The sequence below is a fragment of the Rheinheimera hassiensis genome (genome assembly GCF_022436675.1).
GTDB classification, from domain to species: Bacteria; Pseudomonadota; Gammaproteobacteria; order Enterobacterales; family Alteromonadaceae; genus Alishewanella; species Alishewanella hassiensis.
In genome coordinates, this window is the sequence record NZ_JAKUJZ010000007.1 from 198,859 (window position 1) to 218,274 (window position 19,416).

18 protein-coding genes are annotated in these 19,416 nt (G+C 47.7%); 14 read left to right on the top strand and 4 right to left on the bottom strand.

What is annotated here, in order from left to right:
• Positions 1 to 20 precede the first annotated feature (20 nt).
• Positions 21 to 878 (top strand): 6-carboxytetrahydropterin synthase, encoded by an 858-nt coding sequence (locus MJX74_RS16295; protein ID WP_240224050.1) that lies wholly within the window; start codon positions 21 to 23, stop codon positions 876 to 878.
• Positions 841 to 1,653 (top strand): M23 family metallopeptidase, encoded by an 813-nt coding sequence (locus MJX74_RS16300; RefSeq protein WP_240224051.1) that lies wholly within the window; start codon positions 841 to 843, stop codon positions 1,651 to 1,653. The genes MJX74_RS16295 and MJX74_RS16300 overlap by 38 nt, the downstream gene beginning before the upstream one ends.
• A 9-nt stretch (positions 1,654 to 1,662) precedes the next feature.
• Here the strand turns inward: MJX74_RS16300 and MJX74_RS16305 are convergent, their stop codons facing one another.
• The gene (locus MJX74_RS16305) at positions 1,663 to 3,435 is read right to left on the bottom strand and encodes a M61 family metallopeptidase (RefSeq protein ID WP_240224052.1); all 1,773 of its coding nucleotides are present in this window, start codon (positions 3,433 to 3,435) and stop codon (positions 1,663 to 1,665) included.
• Positions 3,436 to 3,537: 102 nt separating this feature from the next.
• Here MJX74_RS16305 and MJX74_RS16310 point away from each other — a divergent pair, with 102 nt between their 5' ends.
• From MJX74_RS16310 to MJX74_RS16325, 4 genes are all read left to right on the top strand, one after another.
• On the top strand, positions 3,538 to 3,888 hold the full coding sequence (locus MJX74_RS16310; protein WP_068238102.1) for an HIT domain-containing protein: 351 nt from the start codon (positions 3,538 to 3,540) through the stop codon (positions 3,886 to 3,888).
• A gap of 110 nt (positions 3,889 to 3,998) precedes the next feature.
• Positions 3,999 to 4,397 (top strand): acyl-CoA thioesterase, encoded by a 399-nt coding sequence (locus tag MJX74_RS16315; RefSeq protein WP_068238060.1) that lies wholly within the window; start codon positions 3,999 to 4,001, stop codon positions 4,395 to 4,397.
• Between the two features lie 112 nt (positions 4,398 to 4,509).
• Positions 4,510 to 5,592, top strand: a complete 1,083-nt coding sequence (locus tag MJX74_RS16320; RefSeq protein WP_240224054.1) for a sensor histidine kinase — start codon at positions 4,510 to 4,512, stop codon at positions 5,590 to 5,592.
• On the top strand, positions 5,585 to 6,403 hold the full coding sequence (locus MJX74_RS16325; protein ID WP_068238054.1) for a LytR/AlgR family response regulator transcription factor: 819 nt from the start codon (positions 5,585 to 5,587) through the stop codon (positions 6,401 to 6,403). Before MJX74_RS16320 ends, MJX74_RS16325 begins: the two co-directional genes overlap by 8 nt.
• Positions 6,404 to 6,417: 14 nt before the next feature.
• Here MJX74_RS16325 and MJX74_RS16330 read toward each other — a convergent pair whose 3' ends face one another.
• Complete coding sequence (locus MJX74_RS16330) at positions 6,418 to 7,407, bottom strand: 6-phosphofructokinase (protein ID WP_240224056.1); 990 nt, start codon at positions 7,405 to 7,407, stop codon at positions 6,418 to 6,420.
• A 207-nt stretch (positions 7,408 to 7,614) separates the two neighbouring features.
• Here MJX74_RS16330 and MJX74_RS16335 point away from each other — a divergent pair, with 207 nt between their 5' ends.
• Entirely contained in the window at positions 7,615 to 8,586 is a 972-nt protein-coding gene (locus MJX74_RS16335; protein ID WP_240224057.1) for a DMT family transporter, read from the top strand.
• Between the two features lie 72 nt (positions 8,587 to 8,658).
• Here the strand turns inward: MJX74_RS16335 and pyk are convergent, their stop codons facing one another.
• Both pyk and MJX74_RS16345 read right to left on the bottom strand, forming a co-directional pair.
• The gene (pyk, locus tag MJX74_RS16340; protein ID WP_240224059.1) at positions 8,659 to 10,095 is read right to left on the bottom strand and encodes a pyruvate kinase; all 1,437 of its coding nucleotides are present in this window, start codon (positions 10,093 to 10,095) and stop codon (positions 8,659 to 8,661) included.
• A gap of 134 nt (positions 10,096 to 10,229) precedes the next feature.
• Positions 10,230 to 11,087, bottom strand: a complete 858-nt coding sequence (locus MJX74_RS16345) for a MurR/RpiR family transcriptional regulator (RefSeq protein ID WP_068238042.1) — start codon at positions 11,085 to 11,087, stop codon at positions 10,230 to 10,232.
• Between the two features lie 255 nt (positions 11,088 to 11,342).
• On the opposite strand from MJX74_RS16345, the gene zwf reads away from it, so the two are divergent.
• The 7 genes from zwf to MJX74_RS16380 all read left to right on the top strand — a co-directional run bounded on the left by zwf (position 11,343) and on the right by MJX74_RS16380 (position 19,378).
• Entirely contained in the window at positions 11,343 to 12,812 is a 1,470-nt protein-coding gene (zwf, locus tag MJX74_RS16350; protein ID WP_240224061.1) for a glucose-6-phosphate dehydrogenase, read from the top strand.
• A gap of 3 nt (positions 12,813 to 12,815) precedes the next feature.
• Positions 12,816 to 13,508, top strand: a complete 693-nt coding sequence (gene pgl / locus MJX74_RS16355; RefSeq protein ID WP_240224063.1) for a 6-phosphogluconolactonase — start codon at positions 12,816 to 12,818, stop codon at positions 13,506 to 13,508.
• Between the two features lie 9 nt (positions 13,509 to 13,517).
• The gene (gene edd / locus MJX74_RS16360) at positions 13,518 to 15,350 is read left to right on the top strand and encodes a phosphogluconate dehydratase (protein WP_240224069.1); all 1,833 of its coding nucleotides are present in this window, start codon (positions 13,518 to 13,520) and stop codon (positions 15,348 to 15,350) included.
• Positions 15,343 to 16,317, top strand: coding sequence for a glucokinase (locus MJX74_RS16365; protein ID WP_240224070.1), 975 nt, complete (start codon positions 15,343 to 15,345; stop codon positions 16,315 to 16,317). Before edd ends, MJX74_RS16365 begins: the two co-directional genes overlap by 8 nt.
• Before the next feature lies 1 nt (position 16,318).
• The gene (locus tag MJX74_RS16370; protein WP_240224072.1) at positions 16,319 to 16,966 is read left to right on the top strand and encodes a bifunctional 4-hydroxy-2-oxoglutarate aldolase/2-dehydro-3-deoxy-phosphogluconate aldolase; all 648 of its coding nucleotides are present in this window, start codon (positions 16,319 to 16,321) and stop codon (positions 16,964 to 16,966) included.
• A 161-nt stretch (positions 16,967 to 17,127) separates the two neighbouring features.
• Positions 17,128 to 18,720 (top strand): ABC-F family ATPase, encoded by a 1,593-nt coding sequence (locus MJX74_RS16375; protein ID WP_240224074.1) that lies wholly within the window; start codon positions 17,128 to 17,130, stop codon positions 18,718 to 18,720.
• A 190-nt stretch (positions 18,721 to 18,910) separates the two neighbouring features.
• Positions 18,911 to 19,378 carry a Dps family protein gene (locus MJX74_RS16380; protein WP_240224076.1) on the top strand — a complete coding sequence of 156 codons (468 nt, stop codon included), beginning with the start codon at positions 18,911 to 18,913 and terminating at the stop codon, positions 19,376 to 19,378.
• The last annotated feature ends 38 nt before the right edge of the window (positions 19,379 to 19,416 follow it).

Genomic DNA, 19,416 nt, shown 5'->3' on the forward strand with positions numbered 1-19,416 from the left:
GAGTAACCAGAGAGCTTTTAATGATTTTGTTTGTACGGGATCTAACCGTTATTGATTTTTCTTACCTGTGCGCCAAGCGGGGTATGGTGGGTGAAAGCTATATTGTTGACGTAGAGCTGCACGGCGGTCTGGATCAAACCTCGATGGTGTTGGATTTTGCCAAAGTCAAAAAAGTGATCAAGCAAGCTATAGATCAGCTAGTGGATCATAAACTGGCCGTACCGGCCTTATCTGAGGCACTGACTATTGATAGCTGTGCTGATTTACAGCGATTAACCTTTCAATCAGCACGGGGTCGCATCAGTATGGCGGCACCAGCACAGGCCATTGTGGCGGTTGCCAGTGATGAAATTAATGAGCACAGTATCACCGCATTTTTGCAGCAGCAAATTACACCTTTGCTGCCAGATAATGTGCAACAGCTGATTTTCACTTTAAGGCCGGAAGTCAGCAACAGTTTTTATTACCACTACAGCCATGGCTTAAAGAAGCATGACGGTAATTGCCAGCGTATTGCCCATGGTCATCGCTCAACTATTCAAATATACACTGACGGTATGTTAACGCCTCGCTTAAACAAATACTGGTGTGAGCGCTGGCAGGATATTTATCTGGGCTCTGCTGAAGATTTATGCAGCGCTGACGTTTTACAACATCTTACTGCCGCTGCAGATGACTATAGCTTCCGCTATCAGGCTGCGCAGGGGTGGTTTGAACTGACAATGCCGAAAACCCATTGTGAAATTATACCCTGTGATACCACAGTAGAGTGTCTGGCAGACTATATCGTCGCAGAATTAAAACAACTGGATAGCACGAAACAATATAAGGTAGTGGCTTATGAAGGGGTGGGTAAAGGCGCTATTGCTGTTAGCTAGCGTTAGCTGCACGTTATTTGCTGAACCAGCGTTAGAGTTAGAAGGGCAGCTGACCCAGGGCAGTTTGCTACGGGGCAAGGTGCTACCTGGCAGTAAAGTATTTTTTAATGACATTGAACTGCCATTAAGCAGCGATGGTCGTTTTGTGTTTGGTGTCGGCCGGGATGCACCGCTAAAGCATCAGCTTAAAGTGCAACTGAATGGTGAAGAGCACATAAAGCCGTTAACCTTTACTGCACGTCAGTATGATATTCAGCATGTTAATGGTGTAGCACAAAAATATGTTACACCACCAGCCGAGGTAACCGAACGTATCCGTCGTGACAACCAGCAGGTACGGACAGTTCGCAAAACAGTATCTGGCCTGCCATTTATCTTCGATACCCCCATCATGCCTGCCCAAGGGCGTATTTCCGGTGTTTATGGCAGCCAGCGTGTATTTAATGGCGAGCCACGTAACCCACACTATGGCCTTGATGTAGCAGCTCCGGTTGGAGCCCCTGTCGTCGCGCCGTTAAGTGGCAAAGTACTGTTAGCTGAAGATTTATACTATTCCGGCTTAACACTAATTATTGATCATGGTTTTGGTATCAGCTCTACCTTTATGCATCTAAGCCGGTTTGATGTTGCTGTTGGCGATGAGATTGCGCAGGGGCAGAAAATTGCTGAAGTAGGTGCGACAGGAAGGGTAACAGGCCCGCATCTGGATTGGCGTATTAACTGGCAACAGGTACGACTTGATCCGGCGCTGCTGCCAGGTTTGGTGCTCAACTAAGCCATATCACTACTGAACTGATTGCAGCCAGTAATCACACTTTGGCTGCTCAGCAATCGTCAATATGGCGACCTGTTGGCTTGCTGTAGTTAACGTTAGCTGGCTTTGCAGTAAGCGGTCTTTGCGATAATAGTGCAGTAATAAAGCCTTATCTTTAATTGCCCGCTTTAGCAGCTGAGGAAAACTGCTGGCAGTGATTTTGCGGCCATCCAGCGCCAGTAATTGATCACCGGCCATTAAACCTGACTGATGCGCACTGCCACCATGGTAAACCTGTGTTAATTGCAGCAAGCCATTTACCTGTTTAGTTTGAACGCCAATAAAGGGTAAATTCTCAGCACCGGTTTCACCGCCGAAATCATCAGCATGTTGCATTGGCCTAAGCGTTAATGTTATGCCAAGAGCTGGCAGTAATTCTGCCAGTGGCAATGCCGCAGTTTGTGTCAGCCATTTGTCACTTTGTGTGGCAAGCTCAGTAAAACCAAGTGCGGTAAGTACCTCTTGCAACGCATTATCCGGTGTGCCTGATAACATATAACGTTGCCATAACTGACGGACTATTTCATCAAGGTTGCTATTTTGCCGGCGCAAGCTGGCATCCAGACACAACGCCAGTAAAGCGCCTTTGGCGTAATAACTTACAACCGAATTTACCGCGTTTTCATCCTGTTTATAAAACTTAGTCCAGGCGGTAAAGCTGCTATCTACAAGGCTTTGGCGGTCATCGCTTGGGTTACGTGTAACTCTGGAAATGGTTTTTTCCAGCGTTTTGATGTAGGTTTTACTGTCAATCAGGCCGGCACGTGCCAGCGCTAAATCATCATAGTAAGAAGTAAAACCCTCATATAGCCAAAGCTGGTTGGTGTACTGCTCGGCGGTTAGCTGGTACTGCTGAAATACAGCGGGCTTTAAGCGCTTAACCCACCAGGTATGAAAGTATTCATGGCTGCATAGTGCCAATAGATTCTGATAGTTTTCATCTACCTGAGTTTGTTCAGGTGCTGGTAAGTCAAAACGGCTGCACAATAGCAAAGTAGAGTTCAGATGTTCCAACCCACCATAGCCATCTTCTGTTACCCACAGCAAAAACCAGTAGCTGGTTAAATCAGCCGGTAAGCTGCCAAACACTTTTACCTGCTGCTGGCAAATTCGCGTTAAATCATGGGTAAATCGGCTAAGATCAGTCAGGTTGTCGCCGGTAACCACCAGATAATGACTGATGCCATCAATAATAAACTCGTTAAAGGTAAATTTACCCAGCAAGATAGGGCTATCAATTAACATCTGATAATTTGCTGCACTGTATTGACCAAAGCCAAGAAAGTCAGTGCATTGGCTGCGGGTTAAACCGGTTGCAACCCGCCAGCACTCAGTAACGCGTGACTGAGGTTTGCTAACATTGACCTGATGTGGCAGAGTTTCCAGCCCGCTGACACTTAAACACAGGCTGGCCGGGTTTAACACGGCTACTTCATCGTCAATATAAGCGGCCCGCACTGATAAATCATAAGCATATAACTGATAGCTAACTATTACCGGGGTATTGTTACACTGTAATTGCCAGCGCTGCTTATCCAGCTGTTGCAGCGCGAGTGCGCCAGATTTGTCACTGGCACTTATCGCAACAATGTTTCTGGCAAAATCACGGATCATGTAGCTGCCGGGGATCCAGGCAGGCAATATCAGCTCATGTACTGATGACTGCGGGGTAAAACTGAGCGTTACCGATATCAGGTGTGCACTGACATCAGTTATATCAAGCTGGTACATCACAGATTTCATAGCGTTACTCTTTCTTGCAGGTAAAGGGTTTACCCTTTGCCTGCAGCGTTGTCCCGTATTAAGCTGGTTATTATGCCGCTAAAACCGAACAAGGAAAATGATATGGCAACAGAAACAGTATTCAGTAAAATTATCCGTCGCGAGGCTCAGGCTGATATTTTGTATCAGGATGACTTAGTTACTGCCTTTCGTGACATCCGCCCACGGGCGCCGGTGCATATTTTATTGGTGCCAAATCAGCTTATTCCAACCGTTAATGATGTTGAGCCCAAACATGAAGCCGCGCTTGGCCGGCTGTTTACCGTGGCGCGTAAACTGGCTGCCGAGTACGGTATCGCAGATAAAGGTTACCGGCTGATTATGAACTGCAATGCACATGGCGGGCAGGAAGTTTACCATATTCACTTGCACCTGGTTGGCGGCAGGGCGCTTGGCCCGATGCTAAGCCGGTAACTAAACCTGTCATCAGCCCCTCGGATACCTATTTGTGTGCGATACTGTTGCAATTAGATGCGGCTCTTATAGAATCGCCGCGTCTTTCACTGCTATAACTGAGTATTGCTATGAGTAACGAAGCGTTAATTGCCAAACGGATGGAGCATGCGGTAACACGGGTCACCAAAACGGTATTTCCCGGCCGCACTAATCACCATAACACCTTATTTGGCGGCGAAGCGCTGGCCTGGATGGACGAAGCAGCCTTTATCGCCGCCACGCGGTTTTGCCGCAAGCCTCTGGTTACCGTTAGCTCTGATCGGGTTGATTTTAAAGAATCTATTCCTGCTGGCACTATTATTGAACTGGTCGCCAGAGTTGAACATGTCGGCCGTACCAGTATTCGTGTGCATGTCGATATTTTTGTTGAGCATATGTACAACGATGATCAACATAAAGCGATTTCAGGCAATTTTACCTTTGTGGCACTGGGGCCAGACAGAAAACCGACACCGGTATTGGGTTAAAATATCAGGCTAATGCGATTAATACATATGCAAACACGGCCAGTTAACAGGGCTTTTGGCTGCTATTTAGTTATAATCGGGCAATTACCTTATTGGCCTGCGGGTTATTGTTTTGTATAAGTTATTTGAAGATCGTACCCGCCAGTTTTGGATCTTGCATACATTAGGCTGGTTGGGTTTTGCCATAGTCAATTATCTTGGCTCTCTGATCCAGGAAACGCGCGACGCATACCTGATTATTGTGGCGCTGGACTCTTATATCGGCTGGTTGATTACCATTCCGCTGCGTTACGCATATCAGCGCGCCTGGCACTGGACGCCCTGGAAAATGATTATAACCGTACTGCTGCTGGCATTTTTTGTTGCAGCAATATGGACTGCTGTGCGTAACTTTAATTACTGGGAAATATACCGCCATGGTGCGCGGCCAGACGATTGGCTAAAGTATATCCGTGATACCCCAGTGGCGTTTTATGTCATGTTAAGCTGGAGCGGTTTGTATTTTGGTATTAAGTACTATCAAACATTGCAGCAAGAGAAACAAAAATCGCTTACAGCAACCAACAAGGCGCATGAGGCACAGCTGAAAATGCTGCGGTATCAGCTTAACCCACATTTTTTGTTTAATACCCTTAATGCTATTTCAACACTGGTATTAATTAATGAAGCTGATACCGCCAATAAAATGGTGACCAGGCTTAGTGACTTTTTGCGCTATTCATTGTACAAAGATCCTATTAACAAGGTACCGCTGGAGCAAGAGGTATATGCTGCCCGTTTATACCTTGAGATTGAAAAGGTGCGCTTCTCTGAGCGTTTGTCTGTTATATTCGACCTTGAGCCAGGAACAGAAAAAGCACTGGTACCAAGTTTAATTTTGCAGCCATTAATTGAAAATGCTATTAAGTATGCGGTAGCAAGCCAGATTAATGGCGGTGAAATAGCGATTACGGCGAAAAAGTTTGGCCATGATCTGTTGCTCGAAGTGGCTGACAACGGGCCCGGCATGACCATTACCAATGGTTTGCCAAAGAGCAGTGACAGTGGCGTTGGGCTGGTTAATACCAAAGAGCGGTTATCGGCACTGTACGACAATAACTTTGCCCTGGTTTTAACGCATAATCAGCCACAGGGCTTAAAAGTAAATATCAGAATTCCATTACAACTAGAAAAAACGGAACAGGAACATGCTTAAGGTAATAGTAGTTGATGATGAACCTTTAGCCCGCAAGGGAATGATGGTGCGCTTACGCGAGTTCCCTGAGTTGGAAGTTATCGCTGAATGCACCAATGGCCAGCAGGCCATCGACAGTATTAGCCAGTTAACACCCGATCTGGTCTTTCTTGACGTTGAAATGCCTGGTATGGATGGTTTTGCGGTGCTTAAGCAATTGCAGGCGCAAAAGGCGGCTTTACCTTATATCGTATTTGTTACAGCTTATGACCATTATGCATATAGTGCGTTTGAAGTCAGTGCGCTGGACTATGTTTTAAAGCCGGTTGAACCAGAGCGTTTAAAACAGGCTGTAGAAAAAGTACTGAAAATATATCAGGCACAAGACACGCAAAAACACAAAGGCCAACTGGCTGAAGCGGTAGCAAAACTCACCGGAGATGACACCGGTAATATACTGCAGCGACTGGATAACGCCCAGCCAGTGGTAAATGACCGTTTCCCGGATGCTATCAGCATTAAAGACAGCGGCGAAATTACCCGGGTACCGGTAGCCGCTATTGAATGGGTTGATGCTGCCGGCGATTATATGTGTATCCATACCCGTGATGGCCAAACACATATTTTGCGCCGGACGATGAAAGAGTTAGAGCAGGAGCTGGATCCCAAGCTGTTTGTCCGGGTACATCGATCTGCTATCGTCAACGTACATACTATTGCCAAATTACAAATGCTCGCCAATGGTGAGCACCAGTTAATGCTGACCAATGGCCAGGCCGTCAAAGTAAGCCGCAGCTATAAAGACCGCGTAAAACAGGTGTTTAATCAGTAATTCGCTGTTTACGGTTAATCGCTGGCAATCGTTTGTTGCCAGCGTACCAGATAAGGGTCAATCTGCTTTTGCTTTGCGCCGGTTTCTGAGAGGGGGTATAACACTGCTTGCTGGTTTATTTCACCTGCCATCACTAAATGAGCTCCCTGCATCAGCTGCTCCACAGCATACGCGCCCAATTTAGTTGCCAGAATTCTGTCTGCTCCAACAGGCGAACCGCCGCGTTGAATATGACCAAGAATACAGGCCCGGCATTCAATGCCCAAAGCCTCGCTAAGCGCCTCAGCCAGTGCTGTTGTGCCGCCGGGGTAACTGTTTTCCGCCACGACAATAATGTAACTGCTTTTGCCACGTAATAATTGTGCGCGCTTAACCGGCTCTATCAACGCTTTTAAGTTATCTGGCCGCAAGGCGCCAAACTCGGGGCAAATAATCTGCTCAGCACCACCAGCGATACCGGCAGACAGCGTAATATAACCAGAATGGCGGCCCATTAGCTCAACCAAAAATATCCGCTCAAATGCATCGGCAGTATCACGGATTTTATCTATTGCATCCAGTGCAGTATCTATAGCGGTGGCAAAACCAATAGTGTAGTCGGTGCCATCTACATCGTTATCAATGGTGCCCGGCACGCCGATAATCTGGCCCTGATAATACTCAGCTATGGCTAATGCGCCACGAAAACTGCCATCACCGCCAATAATGATCAGTGCATCCAGTTGCAGGCGATCCAGTACCTGAGCCGCTTGTTTCGCACCTTCAGTGGTCTGTAGTGCCTTGCAGCGGGCGCTTTTTAAAATAGTGCCGCCATGCTGAATAATGTTTTGCACGTGCTGCGGTAACAGTGTTTGATAGTCATCTTCGAATAAACCATTAAAACCGTGGTGAAAACCAGTAACGTCAACGTTGTAGGCTGCAGCTGTCAGTACAACTGCCCGGATTGCCGCATTCATCCCCGGTGCGTCGCCACCGGAGGTCAGTACACCTACACGTTTAATCATTGTTTATCCCTGTTTACTGGTAACACAATACCCAGTATAGGGGCTTACAATGTAAGCAGTGCTTGATATGGCGCAACAGTTAGTCAATTAGTCGATATAACAGCCTAAGCTACAGACAACAGCGGGTGAAATAAGCGAAAATAGCGTTGCTCTGGCTCACACTCGCAACGCCCGCCACTTTATTTATTACACTGGATTACTTACACCATGCACCAAATTACTGGTAAAAGCCTGATTGGGCTATTGTTAGCCTTAACCACTGCTGTTTTATGGGGCATTTTGCCTATAGCACTAAAAATTTTACTCGATGTGCTAACGGCTAACACCATCACGGCAATCCGGTTTTTGGCCGCTGCTGTTATCGTTGGTATTTGGCTGGGCGCGCGGGGCAAGTTGCCCAAAGCAGCATTATTAATTACGCCCAAAATAGCAAAGTTAATGCTGATCGCTGTGGCCGGGCTGTTGTCCAACTACATTATGTATTTAAGTGGGCTAAATTACCTCAGTGCAGAAACCGCACAGGTGGTTATTCAACTGGCACCATTTTTAATGATGGTAGGTGGTGTCTTTATATTTAAAGAGCACCTGTTAAGGTGGCAAAAAGCCGGTGCAGTTATTCTGGTTGCGGGTTTGCTGCTGTTTTTCAATGAGCGTTTGGTACAACTGATATTACAAGCCGGTACAGAAACGCTGGGTGTGTTACTGGTGATTACTGCAGCCATAACCTGGGCTGCTTATGCCCTGGCGCAAAAGCAGTTGCTGGTGCATTACAGCTCAAAGCAAATTATGTATTTACTCTATGTAGCTGGCACCATTGCTTTTATGCCGGTGTCAGATTTTACCGCGTTATTGATGTTGAGCAACCTGCACTGGTTACTGCTTATCTTTTGCTGTTTAAATACCGTGGTGGCCTATGGCGCTTTTGCTGAAGCGCTGCATCACTGGGAAGCGTCTAAAGTCAGTGCGGTACTTGCTGTAACGCCACTGTTTACTATTTTGTTTGCCAATATCGTGGGTTGGCTGTTTCCGGCGTATTTATCAGCACAGCAGCTTAATCTTTGGTCCTGGCTTGGTGCTGCGCTGGTGGTAGTGGGCTCAGCATTAACCGCGCTGGCACCGCAATTTGTGCAATACCATAGCGCACGTAAAATACGTAAGTTACAACGCGATGTGTTTTAAACAGTTTTCCAGGCAGTAAAAAGGGCTCATCTGAGCCCTTAATTTTAACAACTAGCTTTGGCAGTTGCCGTATTATTTTACCTGCACAATTCTGCAGGTATTAGAAGCGCCGATAGTTTCCATAACATCACCATGAGTCATGATCACCAAGTCACCACTTTTTAAACCGGCTTTGACTTTTACCGCTTCAATAGCTGCATCGGCCAGAGATTGGCCTTGTAACGCTGTGCTGTCAAAAAACGCCGGATAAACACCGCGATACAACGCCATTTTGTTCAGCGTTTTGGTATGGCGTGATAACGCAAAAATAGGCTGAGGTGAAGTAATTCGAGACATCAGCTTGGCGGTATAGCCAGACTCAGTCAGCGTAATAATAGCTTTGATGCCTTCCAGATGATTAGCCGCGTACATGGCAGACAATGCGATGGTCTCACTTATTTCAGTGAAGGTAACATCCATACGATGCTTGGAAATTTGCACGCTTGGGTGTTTTTCCGCACCGTCACATACCCGCGCCATTGCCCGCACAGTTTCTGTCGGGTATTTACCGGCAGCGGTTTCAGCGGATAACATAACGGCATCAGTACCATCCAGCACAGCATTGGCTACGTCCATTACTTCGGCGCGGGTAGGCATTGGGCTTTCAATCATGCTTTCCATCATCTGGGTTGCAGTGATCACCACACGGTTTAACTGACGCGAGCGGGCAATAATGCGTTTTTGCTGGCCAACCAGCTCGGCATCTCCAATTTCAACGCCTAAATCACCACGGGCAACCATTACCGCATCAGAAGCGCGGATAATATCATCCAGCGTTTCGTCATCAGCGACCGCTTCAGCGCGTTCAATTTTGGCCATAATACGAGCTTCAGAACCTGCCGCCAGCGCTAAATCACGGGCTAAGCGTAAGTCGTCACCACAACGCGGGAACGATACTGCCAAATAATCAACGTCAATTTCTGCTGCGGTAATAATATCGCGCTTGTCTTTCTCGGTCAGGGCAGGGGCAGTTAAACCGCCGCCCTGGCGGTTAATGCCTTTATTATTACTTAACTTACCACCAACGGTCACAGTGGTATAAACCCTGGCACCTTCTACACGATCTACTGATAACTGAATGCGGCCATCGTCTAACAGCAATAAGTCACCGGCTTTTACATCCTGCGGTAGCTCTTTATAGTCGATACCTACCTGATGCTCATCACCTTCACCTTTTGCCAGCTCGGCATCCAGCACATACGGCATACCTTCTTCGAGTATTACCGCACCGTTTTTAAAGGTAGAAACGCGAATTTTCGGCCCTTGTAAATCGCCTAAAATAGCCACGTGTGCGCCCAGTGCTTCAGCTGCGGCTCGCACCATAGTTGCACGCTCACGGTGATCATCAGCACTGCCATGCGAGAAGTTCAGACGGAATACGGTTGCACCAGCCTTTATCAGTTTTTCAATTGAAAGTTGTGTATTAGTGGCGGGGCCTAGCGTCGCGACGATTTTAGTTCTTCTGTGCATGGTTATTTCCTGCTTGTTGCAAAGAGGGTGTAGTAGCTGGCTGTTAGTTTAATGTAATTTAATTACAGAATACAGCAAAGCGATGAAGAAAAATTACAGGTTGGTGCAGTTGCCGACACAACTGCACCGGATTTTCAGTTGTTGAAATCTTTTTTGTCAAAGCGGGAGCCACGCAGGCTGTCTTTGACTTTCTTCAGGTTCTCCCGAAACTTACTGCCACGGCGCAGTGTAAAACCGGTGGCCAGAATATCTATCAGCACCAGTTGAGCTACACGTGAGGCCATTGGCATATACATGTCGGTATCTTCCGGCACATCCAGCGACAATACCAGCGTACATTCTTTTGCCAGCGGGCTGTCGTAAGCGGTAACACCAATAACAGTAGCATCATTTTCGCGTGCTATTGCTGCTATATCGCACAGGTTTTTTGTCCGACCGGTATGGCTGATACATACCACAACATCGCCTTCAGCACTGTTTATGGCGCTCATTCGCTGCATAACGATGTCGTCAAAACACACCACAGGCACATTAAACCGGAAGAATTTATTCTGCGCATCATGCGCTACAGAAGCAGAAGCACCTAAGCCAAAAAAAGAAATTTTCTTTGCCTGTGTCAGCACATCAACCGCGCGGTTTATTGTGTTAATATCAACCCGCTGCCTTGCTGTATCAAGCGCAGCCATAGTAGATTCAAAGATTTTAGCCGTATAGGCTTCAGGGCCATCTTCTTCTTCTACATGGCGGTTAACATAGGGTGTGCCGTTGGCCAGGCTTTGCGCTAAATGCAATTTAAAGTCAGGGAAGCCCTTGGTATCCAGTCTGCGACAAAAACGGTTGACTGTAGGTTCGCTGACATCGGCCATTTTAGCCAATGCCGCTATACTGCTATGTATAGTGGTTTGCGGGTTAGCCAGAATTACATCGGCCACTTTACGTTCCGATTTACTAAAACTGTTTACGCTATTGACGATTTTTTCCAGCACGTTCATCCGGCAATTCCTGGCTTATAATTAGGCTGATACAGGTTTGTAATAAAGGGTGTAGCCCGTCAGGGCGGTGGTCAAAATAGTGCTAAATTTACTACAAAACCACAGATCCGTTGCTAAGGCTGCCTTATTATATAAGAATAGTCAAAACATTACGCAATCTGTAATTTAATTACAAGATATCTGGTTTACAACCCTGTTATGCTGCGCTAGTATGGCCGAAGTGTTGTAAAATTACATCTAAATCAAGGGTCAGCTATGACGACAACAGCACAAAATTCAGCATGTGATTTAATTCTGTTTGGTACTAAAGGTGATTTAGCACGGCGCAAGTTGTTACCTGCTATGTATCAGCTGGAAAAAGCGGATTTGCTTTGCCCTGAATCACGCATCATCGGCGTTGCCCGCGATGAAATGTCTACAGAAGCTTATGCTGAGCTGGTGTTAACCAACCTGAACAAATTCCTTAAAGAGCCGCTGGACAACGATGTATGGCAGCGCTTGCAGCAAAAGCTGGTTTATGTACAACTGGATTTGGCAAATGAGCAGGATTACAAAAAGCTCACGGCAGTTACTGACATTAATAAGCGCGTGCCGGTTAGTTATTTTGCCACGCCGCCGTCGTTATTCGGCGCTATCTGTAAAGGCTTAGCAGTAGCAGGGTTGGCAGAAGAGCCTGCCCGTGTTGTGCTGGAAAAGCCAATCGGCCATGACTTAGCCTCGTCTAAAGTGATTAATGATCAGGTAGCTGAGTTTTACAAAGAAAGCCAAATTTATCGCATCGACCATTATCTGGGTAAAGAAACCGTACTTAATCTGTTAGCGCTGCGCTTTGCCAACGCCATTTTTGCCGGTAACTGGGATCATAACTCAATTGATCATGTGCAAATAACCGTAGCAGAAGAAGTGGGTGTAGAAGGGCGCTGGAGCTACTACGACGACGCCGGGCAAATGCGTGATATGGTGCAGAACCACCTGTTGCAGGTGTTGACATTAATCGCCATGGAGCCGCCAGCCCGTCTGGATGCCGACAGCATTCGTGATGAAAAACTCAAAGTACTTAAAGCGCTGCGCCGCATTGATATCAGTAACATTCAGGAAAAAACCGTACGCGGCCAGTATGGCAACGGCTTTGTTGCCGGTAAGGCTGCGCCTGGTTATCTGGAAGAAGAGGGCGCAAGGCCAAACAGTAAAACTGAAACCTTTGTTGCAATAAAGGTTGATATTGATAACTGGCGTTGGGCGGGTGTGCCGTTTTACCTGCGTACCGGCAAACGCATGGCATCTAAGCTAAGCGAAGTGGTGATTTGTTTTAAACCTCAACCGCATAATATTTTTCACGCCACTTATAACCAATTGCCGGCTAATAAACTGATTATTCGTTTACAGCCAGACGAGGGCGTAGAAATTCAGGTGCTGAACAAAATACCAGGCCTTGGCGAAAATATGCGCTTGCAGGAAAGTAAGCTTGATTTGAGTTTTGACGAAACCTTTAAGTCGCAGCGCATTGCCGATGCCTACGAACGCCTGTTGCTGGAAGCTATGCTGGGTAACCAGTATCTGTTTGTGCGCCGCGATGAAGTTGAGCATGCCTGGAAATGGGTCGACGGTATTTTGAACGCTTGGAAAACCAGCAACGAGCCGCCAAAAACTTATCAGGCAGGCAGTTGGGGGCCGGTTGCAGCAATTTCTATGCTGGCCCGTGACGAGCGCAACTGGGAAGAATAAGCCATGATGCAATTGAAGCAATTTAGCAATACCAGCGCACTGAATGACGATTTCGCTAACTGGTTAGTCAGCATTTTACAGCAGGCTATCGCGGAGCGCGGCGAAGCGTATTTAGTGGTATCAGGCGGCAAAACGCCTCAGGCACTGTTTAATACCTTAAGCCAGGTTGATTTAGCCTGGAACAAAGTTACGGTGCTGTTGGCCGATGATCGCTGGCTGGATGATCAGCAAACCGATTCTAACGAGCGTTTAGTTAAAGCCACATTATTGCAACACAACGCTAAAGCAGCCCGTTTTATCAGTTTATATGCCGACGTCACTTCGGCTTTTGATGGCGTTGCACAGGTGCTGCCGCGTATTACACCGTTACCGACTTTTGATGCCGTTATACTTGGCATGGGTGAAGACGGCCACACCGCATCGTTATTTCCCTGCAGTGCACAAATTAAAGACGGCCTGGCAGATAACGCGCCAGCTGTACTCGCTGTGCAACCGCAAACCGCACCTTATCAGCGTATGTCTTTAAGCCTGCCACGGCTGTTAAATAGCCGGAATATCTTTTTACATTTGGTTGGCAGCAATAAACTCGCGGTACTGAACAGCGCAATGGCAGAGCAAGACGTGCTTGCCATGCCAATCCGTGCCTTTTTACACCATCCTGTAGCGCAAGTTACGGTGATGTACACCGAAAACTAGGGGATAGTCATGGATCCTGTGATTCAGAAAGTAACGGACAGAATTATTGCCCGCAGCACACGCAGCCGCGATATTTATCTGCAACGGCTGGAAAAAGCCCGCTTAAAAGGCCCGCATCGTGGGGTATTAAGCTGTGGTAACCTCGCACATGGTTTTGCCGCCTGTGATCAGCAGGAAAAAGGCGATTTACGCAGCCTGACCAAAGCGAATATTGGTATCGTATCGTCTTACAACGACATGCTCTCGGCACACCAGCCGTACGAACATTACCCGGCAATTATTAAACAAGCGGTAAAAGATATTGGCAGCGTGGCGCAATTTGCCGGTGGTGTGCCAGCAATGTGCGATGGCGTAACCCAGGGCCAGCCAGGTATGGAGCTTAGTCTGTTAAGCCGCGACATTATTGCAATGTCCGCAGCGGTAGGCTTATCGCACAATATGTTTGACGGCGGTTTAATGCTGGGTATTTGCGATAAAATTGTACCGGGCTTATTTATGGCTGCCCTGAGTTTTGGCCATCTGCCGTTTGTATTTGTACCAGCAGGCCCGATGCCTTCAGGTATTCCGAACAAAGAAAAAGCCCGCATACGCCAGTTATATGCTGAAGGTAAAGTGGGTAAAGAAGAGTTGCTGGCGGCTGAATCGGCCTCTTATCACTCTGCCGGTACCTGTACTTTTTATGGTACCGCTAACTCAAATCAGTTAGTGGTGGAAATTATGGGCCTGCACCTACCGGGTGCGTCTTTTGTCAATCCGGGCACAGAACTGCGTGATGAGCTAACCAAGGCTGCGGCACGCCAGGTTACCCGCTTAACAGACTTAGGCACAGATTACCTGCCAGTAGGTAAATTGGTCGACGCCAAAGCCATAGTAAACGGTATTGTCGGCCTGTTGGCTACCGGTGGTTCAACCAATCATACTATGCATTTAATTGCTATGGCCCGCGCTGCCGGTTTTATTGTCAATTGGGATGATTTCGCCGAGCTTTCAGCCGCCACACCATTGCTAACCCGTATTTACCCCAATGGCCAGGCCGATATTAACCACTTCCAGCATGCCGGTGGTATGGCACTGCTGATCCGCGAATTACTGGACGCCGGTTTATTGCACGAAGATGTGCAAACTGTTGCAGGCCCCGGCTTACGCCGTTATACCCAGCAACCTGTAATGCAAGACGGCAAACTGTTGTGGGTTGATGCACCGCAAACATCGCTTGATCCGGATGTATTGGCTACCGTGAAAAAACCTTTTAAAGCTCATGGTGGCCTTGAAGTGTTATCTGGCAATGTTGGTCGTGGCGTAATTAAAACCTCAGCACTGCGTGAAGGCACCGAGATTGTTAAAGCCCCGGCGGTGGTATTCTCCAGCCAGCACGAGCTGGATGCGGCCTTTAAAGCAGGTGACTTAAACAAAGACTGCATTGTTGTTGTACGGTTTCAGGGGCCTAAAGCCTGTGGTATGCCGGAACTACACAAGTTGACACCCCCACTGGGTGTGCTGCAGGATCGTGGTTTTAAAGTGGCATTGGTAACCGATGGCCGTATGTCAGGTGCTTCAGGTAAAGTACCAGCCGCTATTCATGTCACTCCAGAGGCGGTTGACGGCGGCAATATCGCCCGTATTAAAACCGGCGATATGATGCTGGTAGACGGCAACACCGGCCGGCTTGAAGTGCTGGTATCGGATGCCGAGCTGGCTGCACGTGACGTTGCCACTATGGATATGGCCGAAAGCTACTACGGCATGGGCCGTGAAATGTTCGGGGCGCTGCGCAGTCAGTTAACCGGCGCAGAGCAGGGCGCCTGCAGCTTGTTTACCACGGAGGAACACCTGCATGGCTAAGTTGCCTGCCCACGCTATTGTTGCTGATATAGGTGGCACCAACGCCCGTTTTAGCCGGGTAGAGCTTGCCAGCCTGGCGCTGGACAAGGTTGCAGTTTATCCCTGTGCGGAATTTGCGACTTTGGCTGATGCGTTAACCCATTATCAGCAGCAACAAGGTTTAACTGATATTAAGCATGTAGCTATTGCTATCGCTTGTCCGGTTACCGGCGATCAGATCAGTATGACCAACTTTCACTGGCGCTTTTCAGTTAAAGCCATGCAGCAGCAATTGGGTCTTGAAGCACTGCAGGTGATGAATGACTTTACCGCTGTGGCTATGTGTTTGCCGGCATTAACCGCAGCACAAAAAGTGAAAGTAGGCGCCGGTGAAATTGAGCATGGTAAACCCATGGCAGTGCTTGGTGCCGGTACCGGCCTGGGTGTTGCACATTTACTGCCGGTAAATGATCAGTTTATTCCGCTGCCGGGCGAGGGTGGCCATGTCGATTGGGCCGCTCAAACCGAGCAAGAATGGTTTATTCAGCAGATGCTGGCCAAAGAATATGGCCATGTCTCACCTGAGCGGCTGTTATCCGGCCCTGGCCTTGAGGCTATCTATAAAGCGCTGGCGTTGTACCGTCAAAAACAGATTGCGCCATTAAGTGCCGCCGAGATAGCCCGGCAGGCATTAAACGGCGAATGTGCACTGGCACAAGATACGGTAAAACAGTTTTTTGCCAGCCTGGGCAGCGTTGCCGGTGATCTGGCGCTAACGCTCAGTACCTTTGGTGGTGTTTATATTGCCGGTGGCATAGCCCCGAAATTATTACCTCTGCTTGCTGATAGCGAGTTCAGAGCCCGTTTTGAAGCAAAAGGCAGGTTTAGCGCTTTTAATCGCCAGATCGCCACCTATGTCGTGACTGCAGAGCAACCCGGTTTGGTTGGCGCCGCAGTCTACCTGAAACAATTTTTGGCGAGTAATTAATATGGCATTTGAAAACTGGCAGTTACAACCTGGCGTTTTGTTTGATCAGGGCCCTGTAGTACCGGTAATAGTTATTAAAGATTTAGCAGACGCTGTGCCTATGGCAAAAGCTTTGCTGGCCGGTGGTATAAAAGTGCTGGAAGTGACCCTGCGCACGCCGGTAGCACTTGATGCCATTCGTTTGTTGGCAGCTGAAGTGCCGGAAGCTATTGTTGGCGCGGGTACCGTTACCACCGCGGCGCAGTTGCAACAGGTTGTAGATGCCGGAGCTAAGTTTGCTATCAGCCCGGGTTTAACGCGCGAACTGCTACAGGCCGGTAAAGACGCTGCTATTCCGCTGATCCCAGGCATTGCCAGTATTTCTGAGCTGATGGAAGGCACGGGCTTAGGCTACAGCCACTTTAAGTTTTTCCCGGCCGAAGCAGCAGGTGGCGTAAAAACGCTAAAGTCGATTTACGGTCCTTTTGCCGATATCCGTTTTTGTCCCACCGGTGGCATTAACGAGAAAAACTTCCTCGAATATCTGGCACTGCCCAATGTAAAATGTGTGGGCGGTTCCTGGATAGTACCTGATGATGCTGTTGCAGCCAAAGACTGGCAGCGTATTACCGAGTTGTGTAAAGCAGCAGTTGCGCAAGCTGCCCGCTGATAAAACAGTTGTTGGTAAAAGCGCCAAACGCCCGGTAAATACCGGGCGTTTGTTTTTGAGTTTAAGGGTAAAAACGCGTATAGTAGCGCACTTTTATTCTTAGTTACCTTTTTACCCTTAGCTGTCTTGGCTATTTGTCTTAACTTGTTCTGGAACACACTGTGATATCAACTGCTAACATTACGATGCAATTTGGCGCCAAACCGCTGTTTGAAAACATCTCAATTAAATTTGGCGAGGGTAATCGCTACGGTTTAATCGGGGCAAACGGTTGCGGTAAATCAACATTTATGAAGATTTTAAGCCGTGAACTGGAGCCAAGCGCCGGTAATGTGTTTGTTGAGCCAAACCATCGCGTTGCCAAGTTACACCAGGATCAGTTTGCTTTTGAGCAATACTCGGTTATCGACACCGTTATTATGGGCCACTCTGAGCTGTGGGCGGTAAAAGAAGAACGCGACCGCATCTATGGCAGTGCCGAGATGAGCGAAGAAGACGGTATGAAAGTGGCCGATCTGGAAGTGGCCTTTGGCGAAATGGATGGTTACACGGCAGAATCCCGCGCCGGTGAACTGTTAATTGGTGTGGGTATTCCGGTTGAGCAGCATTTTGGCCCGATGTCGGCCATAGCACCGGGCTTTAAACTACGGGTATTGCTGGCACAGGTACTGTTTGCCGATCCGGAAATTATGCTGCTGGACGAGCCCACCAACAACCTGGATATTAATACCATTCGCTGGCTGGAAAATGTTCTGGCTGAGCGTAACAGTACCATGGTTATTATTTCGCACGACCGTCACTTTTTAAACAGCGTTTGTACCCACATGGCCGATTTAGATTACGGCGAACTGCGCCTGTATCCGGGTAACTACGATGAATATATGTTTGCCGCCACTCAGGCCCGTGAACGTTTATTATCAGACAACGCGAAGAAGAAAGCCCAGATAGCCGAGCTGCAAACCTTCGTTAGCCGTTTTTCTGCCAATGCATCAAAAGCCAAGCAGGCGACATCACGTGCCAAGCAAATAGATAAAATTCAGCTGGAAGAAGTTAAAGCCTCCAGCCGGGTTAACCCCTTTATCCGTTTCGAGCAACAAAAGCAGCTATATCGTCTGGCATTAGAAGTAGAGGGCCTGAATAAGAGTTTTGGCGAGCTATCCTTGCTGAAAAACTTAGGCCTGACCATTGAAGTAGGCGAAAAAGTAGCCATTTTAGGTGCCAACGGTATTGGTAAAACTACTTTGCTTAAATGTCTGGTTGGCGATTTAACACCAGAGTCCGGCATGGTGAAATGGTCTGAAAACGCCAAAATCGGTTACTATGCGCAAGATCACGCCCACGAATTCAGTGACGCGATGACACTGTTTGACTGGATGAGCCAATGGAAGCAGCCATCAGATGACGAGCAGGCAATACGCGGTATTCTGGGCCGTTTGCTGTTTTCACAAGACGAGATAAAGAAATCGGTTAAAGTACTATCCGGTGGTGAAAAGGGCCGTATGTTATTTGGCAAATTAATGCTGCAACGGCCAAATATACTGGTAATGGATGAACCCACCAACCACCTGGATATGGAATCTATTGAGTCACTAAACCTGGCACTGGAGCACTACAAAGGCACCTTGCTGTTTGTTAGCCATGACCGTGAGTTTGTATCCAGCCTTGCCAGCCGTATTATCGAAATTACTGACAAAGATATCCGTAACTTCGTCGGCACCTATGAAGAATATCTGGCGGCGCAAACCGCGCTGTAATACCAACAAAGCCGGTTAAATTAACCGGCTTTGTTTTATCACTTGATTTTTTTGCTATTTATCCCCATGTCTTCTGGAGTTATATTCATTCACGCCCGGTAAGATACTGTTTTAATAGGCAAGGCTGAATTAAACAGCCATTTTTATGCTATGTTGATGCAGTCTCCGTGCTCATTTAAGAGGAAGCGCTATGAAAATTAATATTGGTATTAATGAAGAACAACGTAAAGCTATTGCCGAGGGTTTGTCTGTACTGCTGGCCGATACCTACACTCTTTATTTAAAAACGCACAACTACCACTGGAACGTAACCGGGCCGATGTTTCAGACTCTGCATACCCTGTTTGAAACTCAGTACAATGAATTGGCGCTGGCTGTTGATGAAATTGCAGAACGTATTCGTGCCCTGGGCGAATTTGCGCCGGGTTCATATAAAGAATACGCCAAGCTAACCAGCATTAAAGAAGCCGATGGCATACCCACTGCTGAAGAAATGATTAAAGATTTGGTTAAAGGCCAGGAAGCTATAGCTAAAACGGCGCGCTCTATCGTGCCGGTAGCCGATGAAGCCTCTGATGAAGTGTCACTTGATTTGCTGACTCAGCGTATGACTGTGCATGAAAAAACTGCCTGGATGCTGCGCAGCCTTGTAGCGTAATGCAAACGCACTGGCCCGAAGTGATCGGGCCAGTGCGT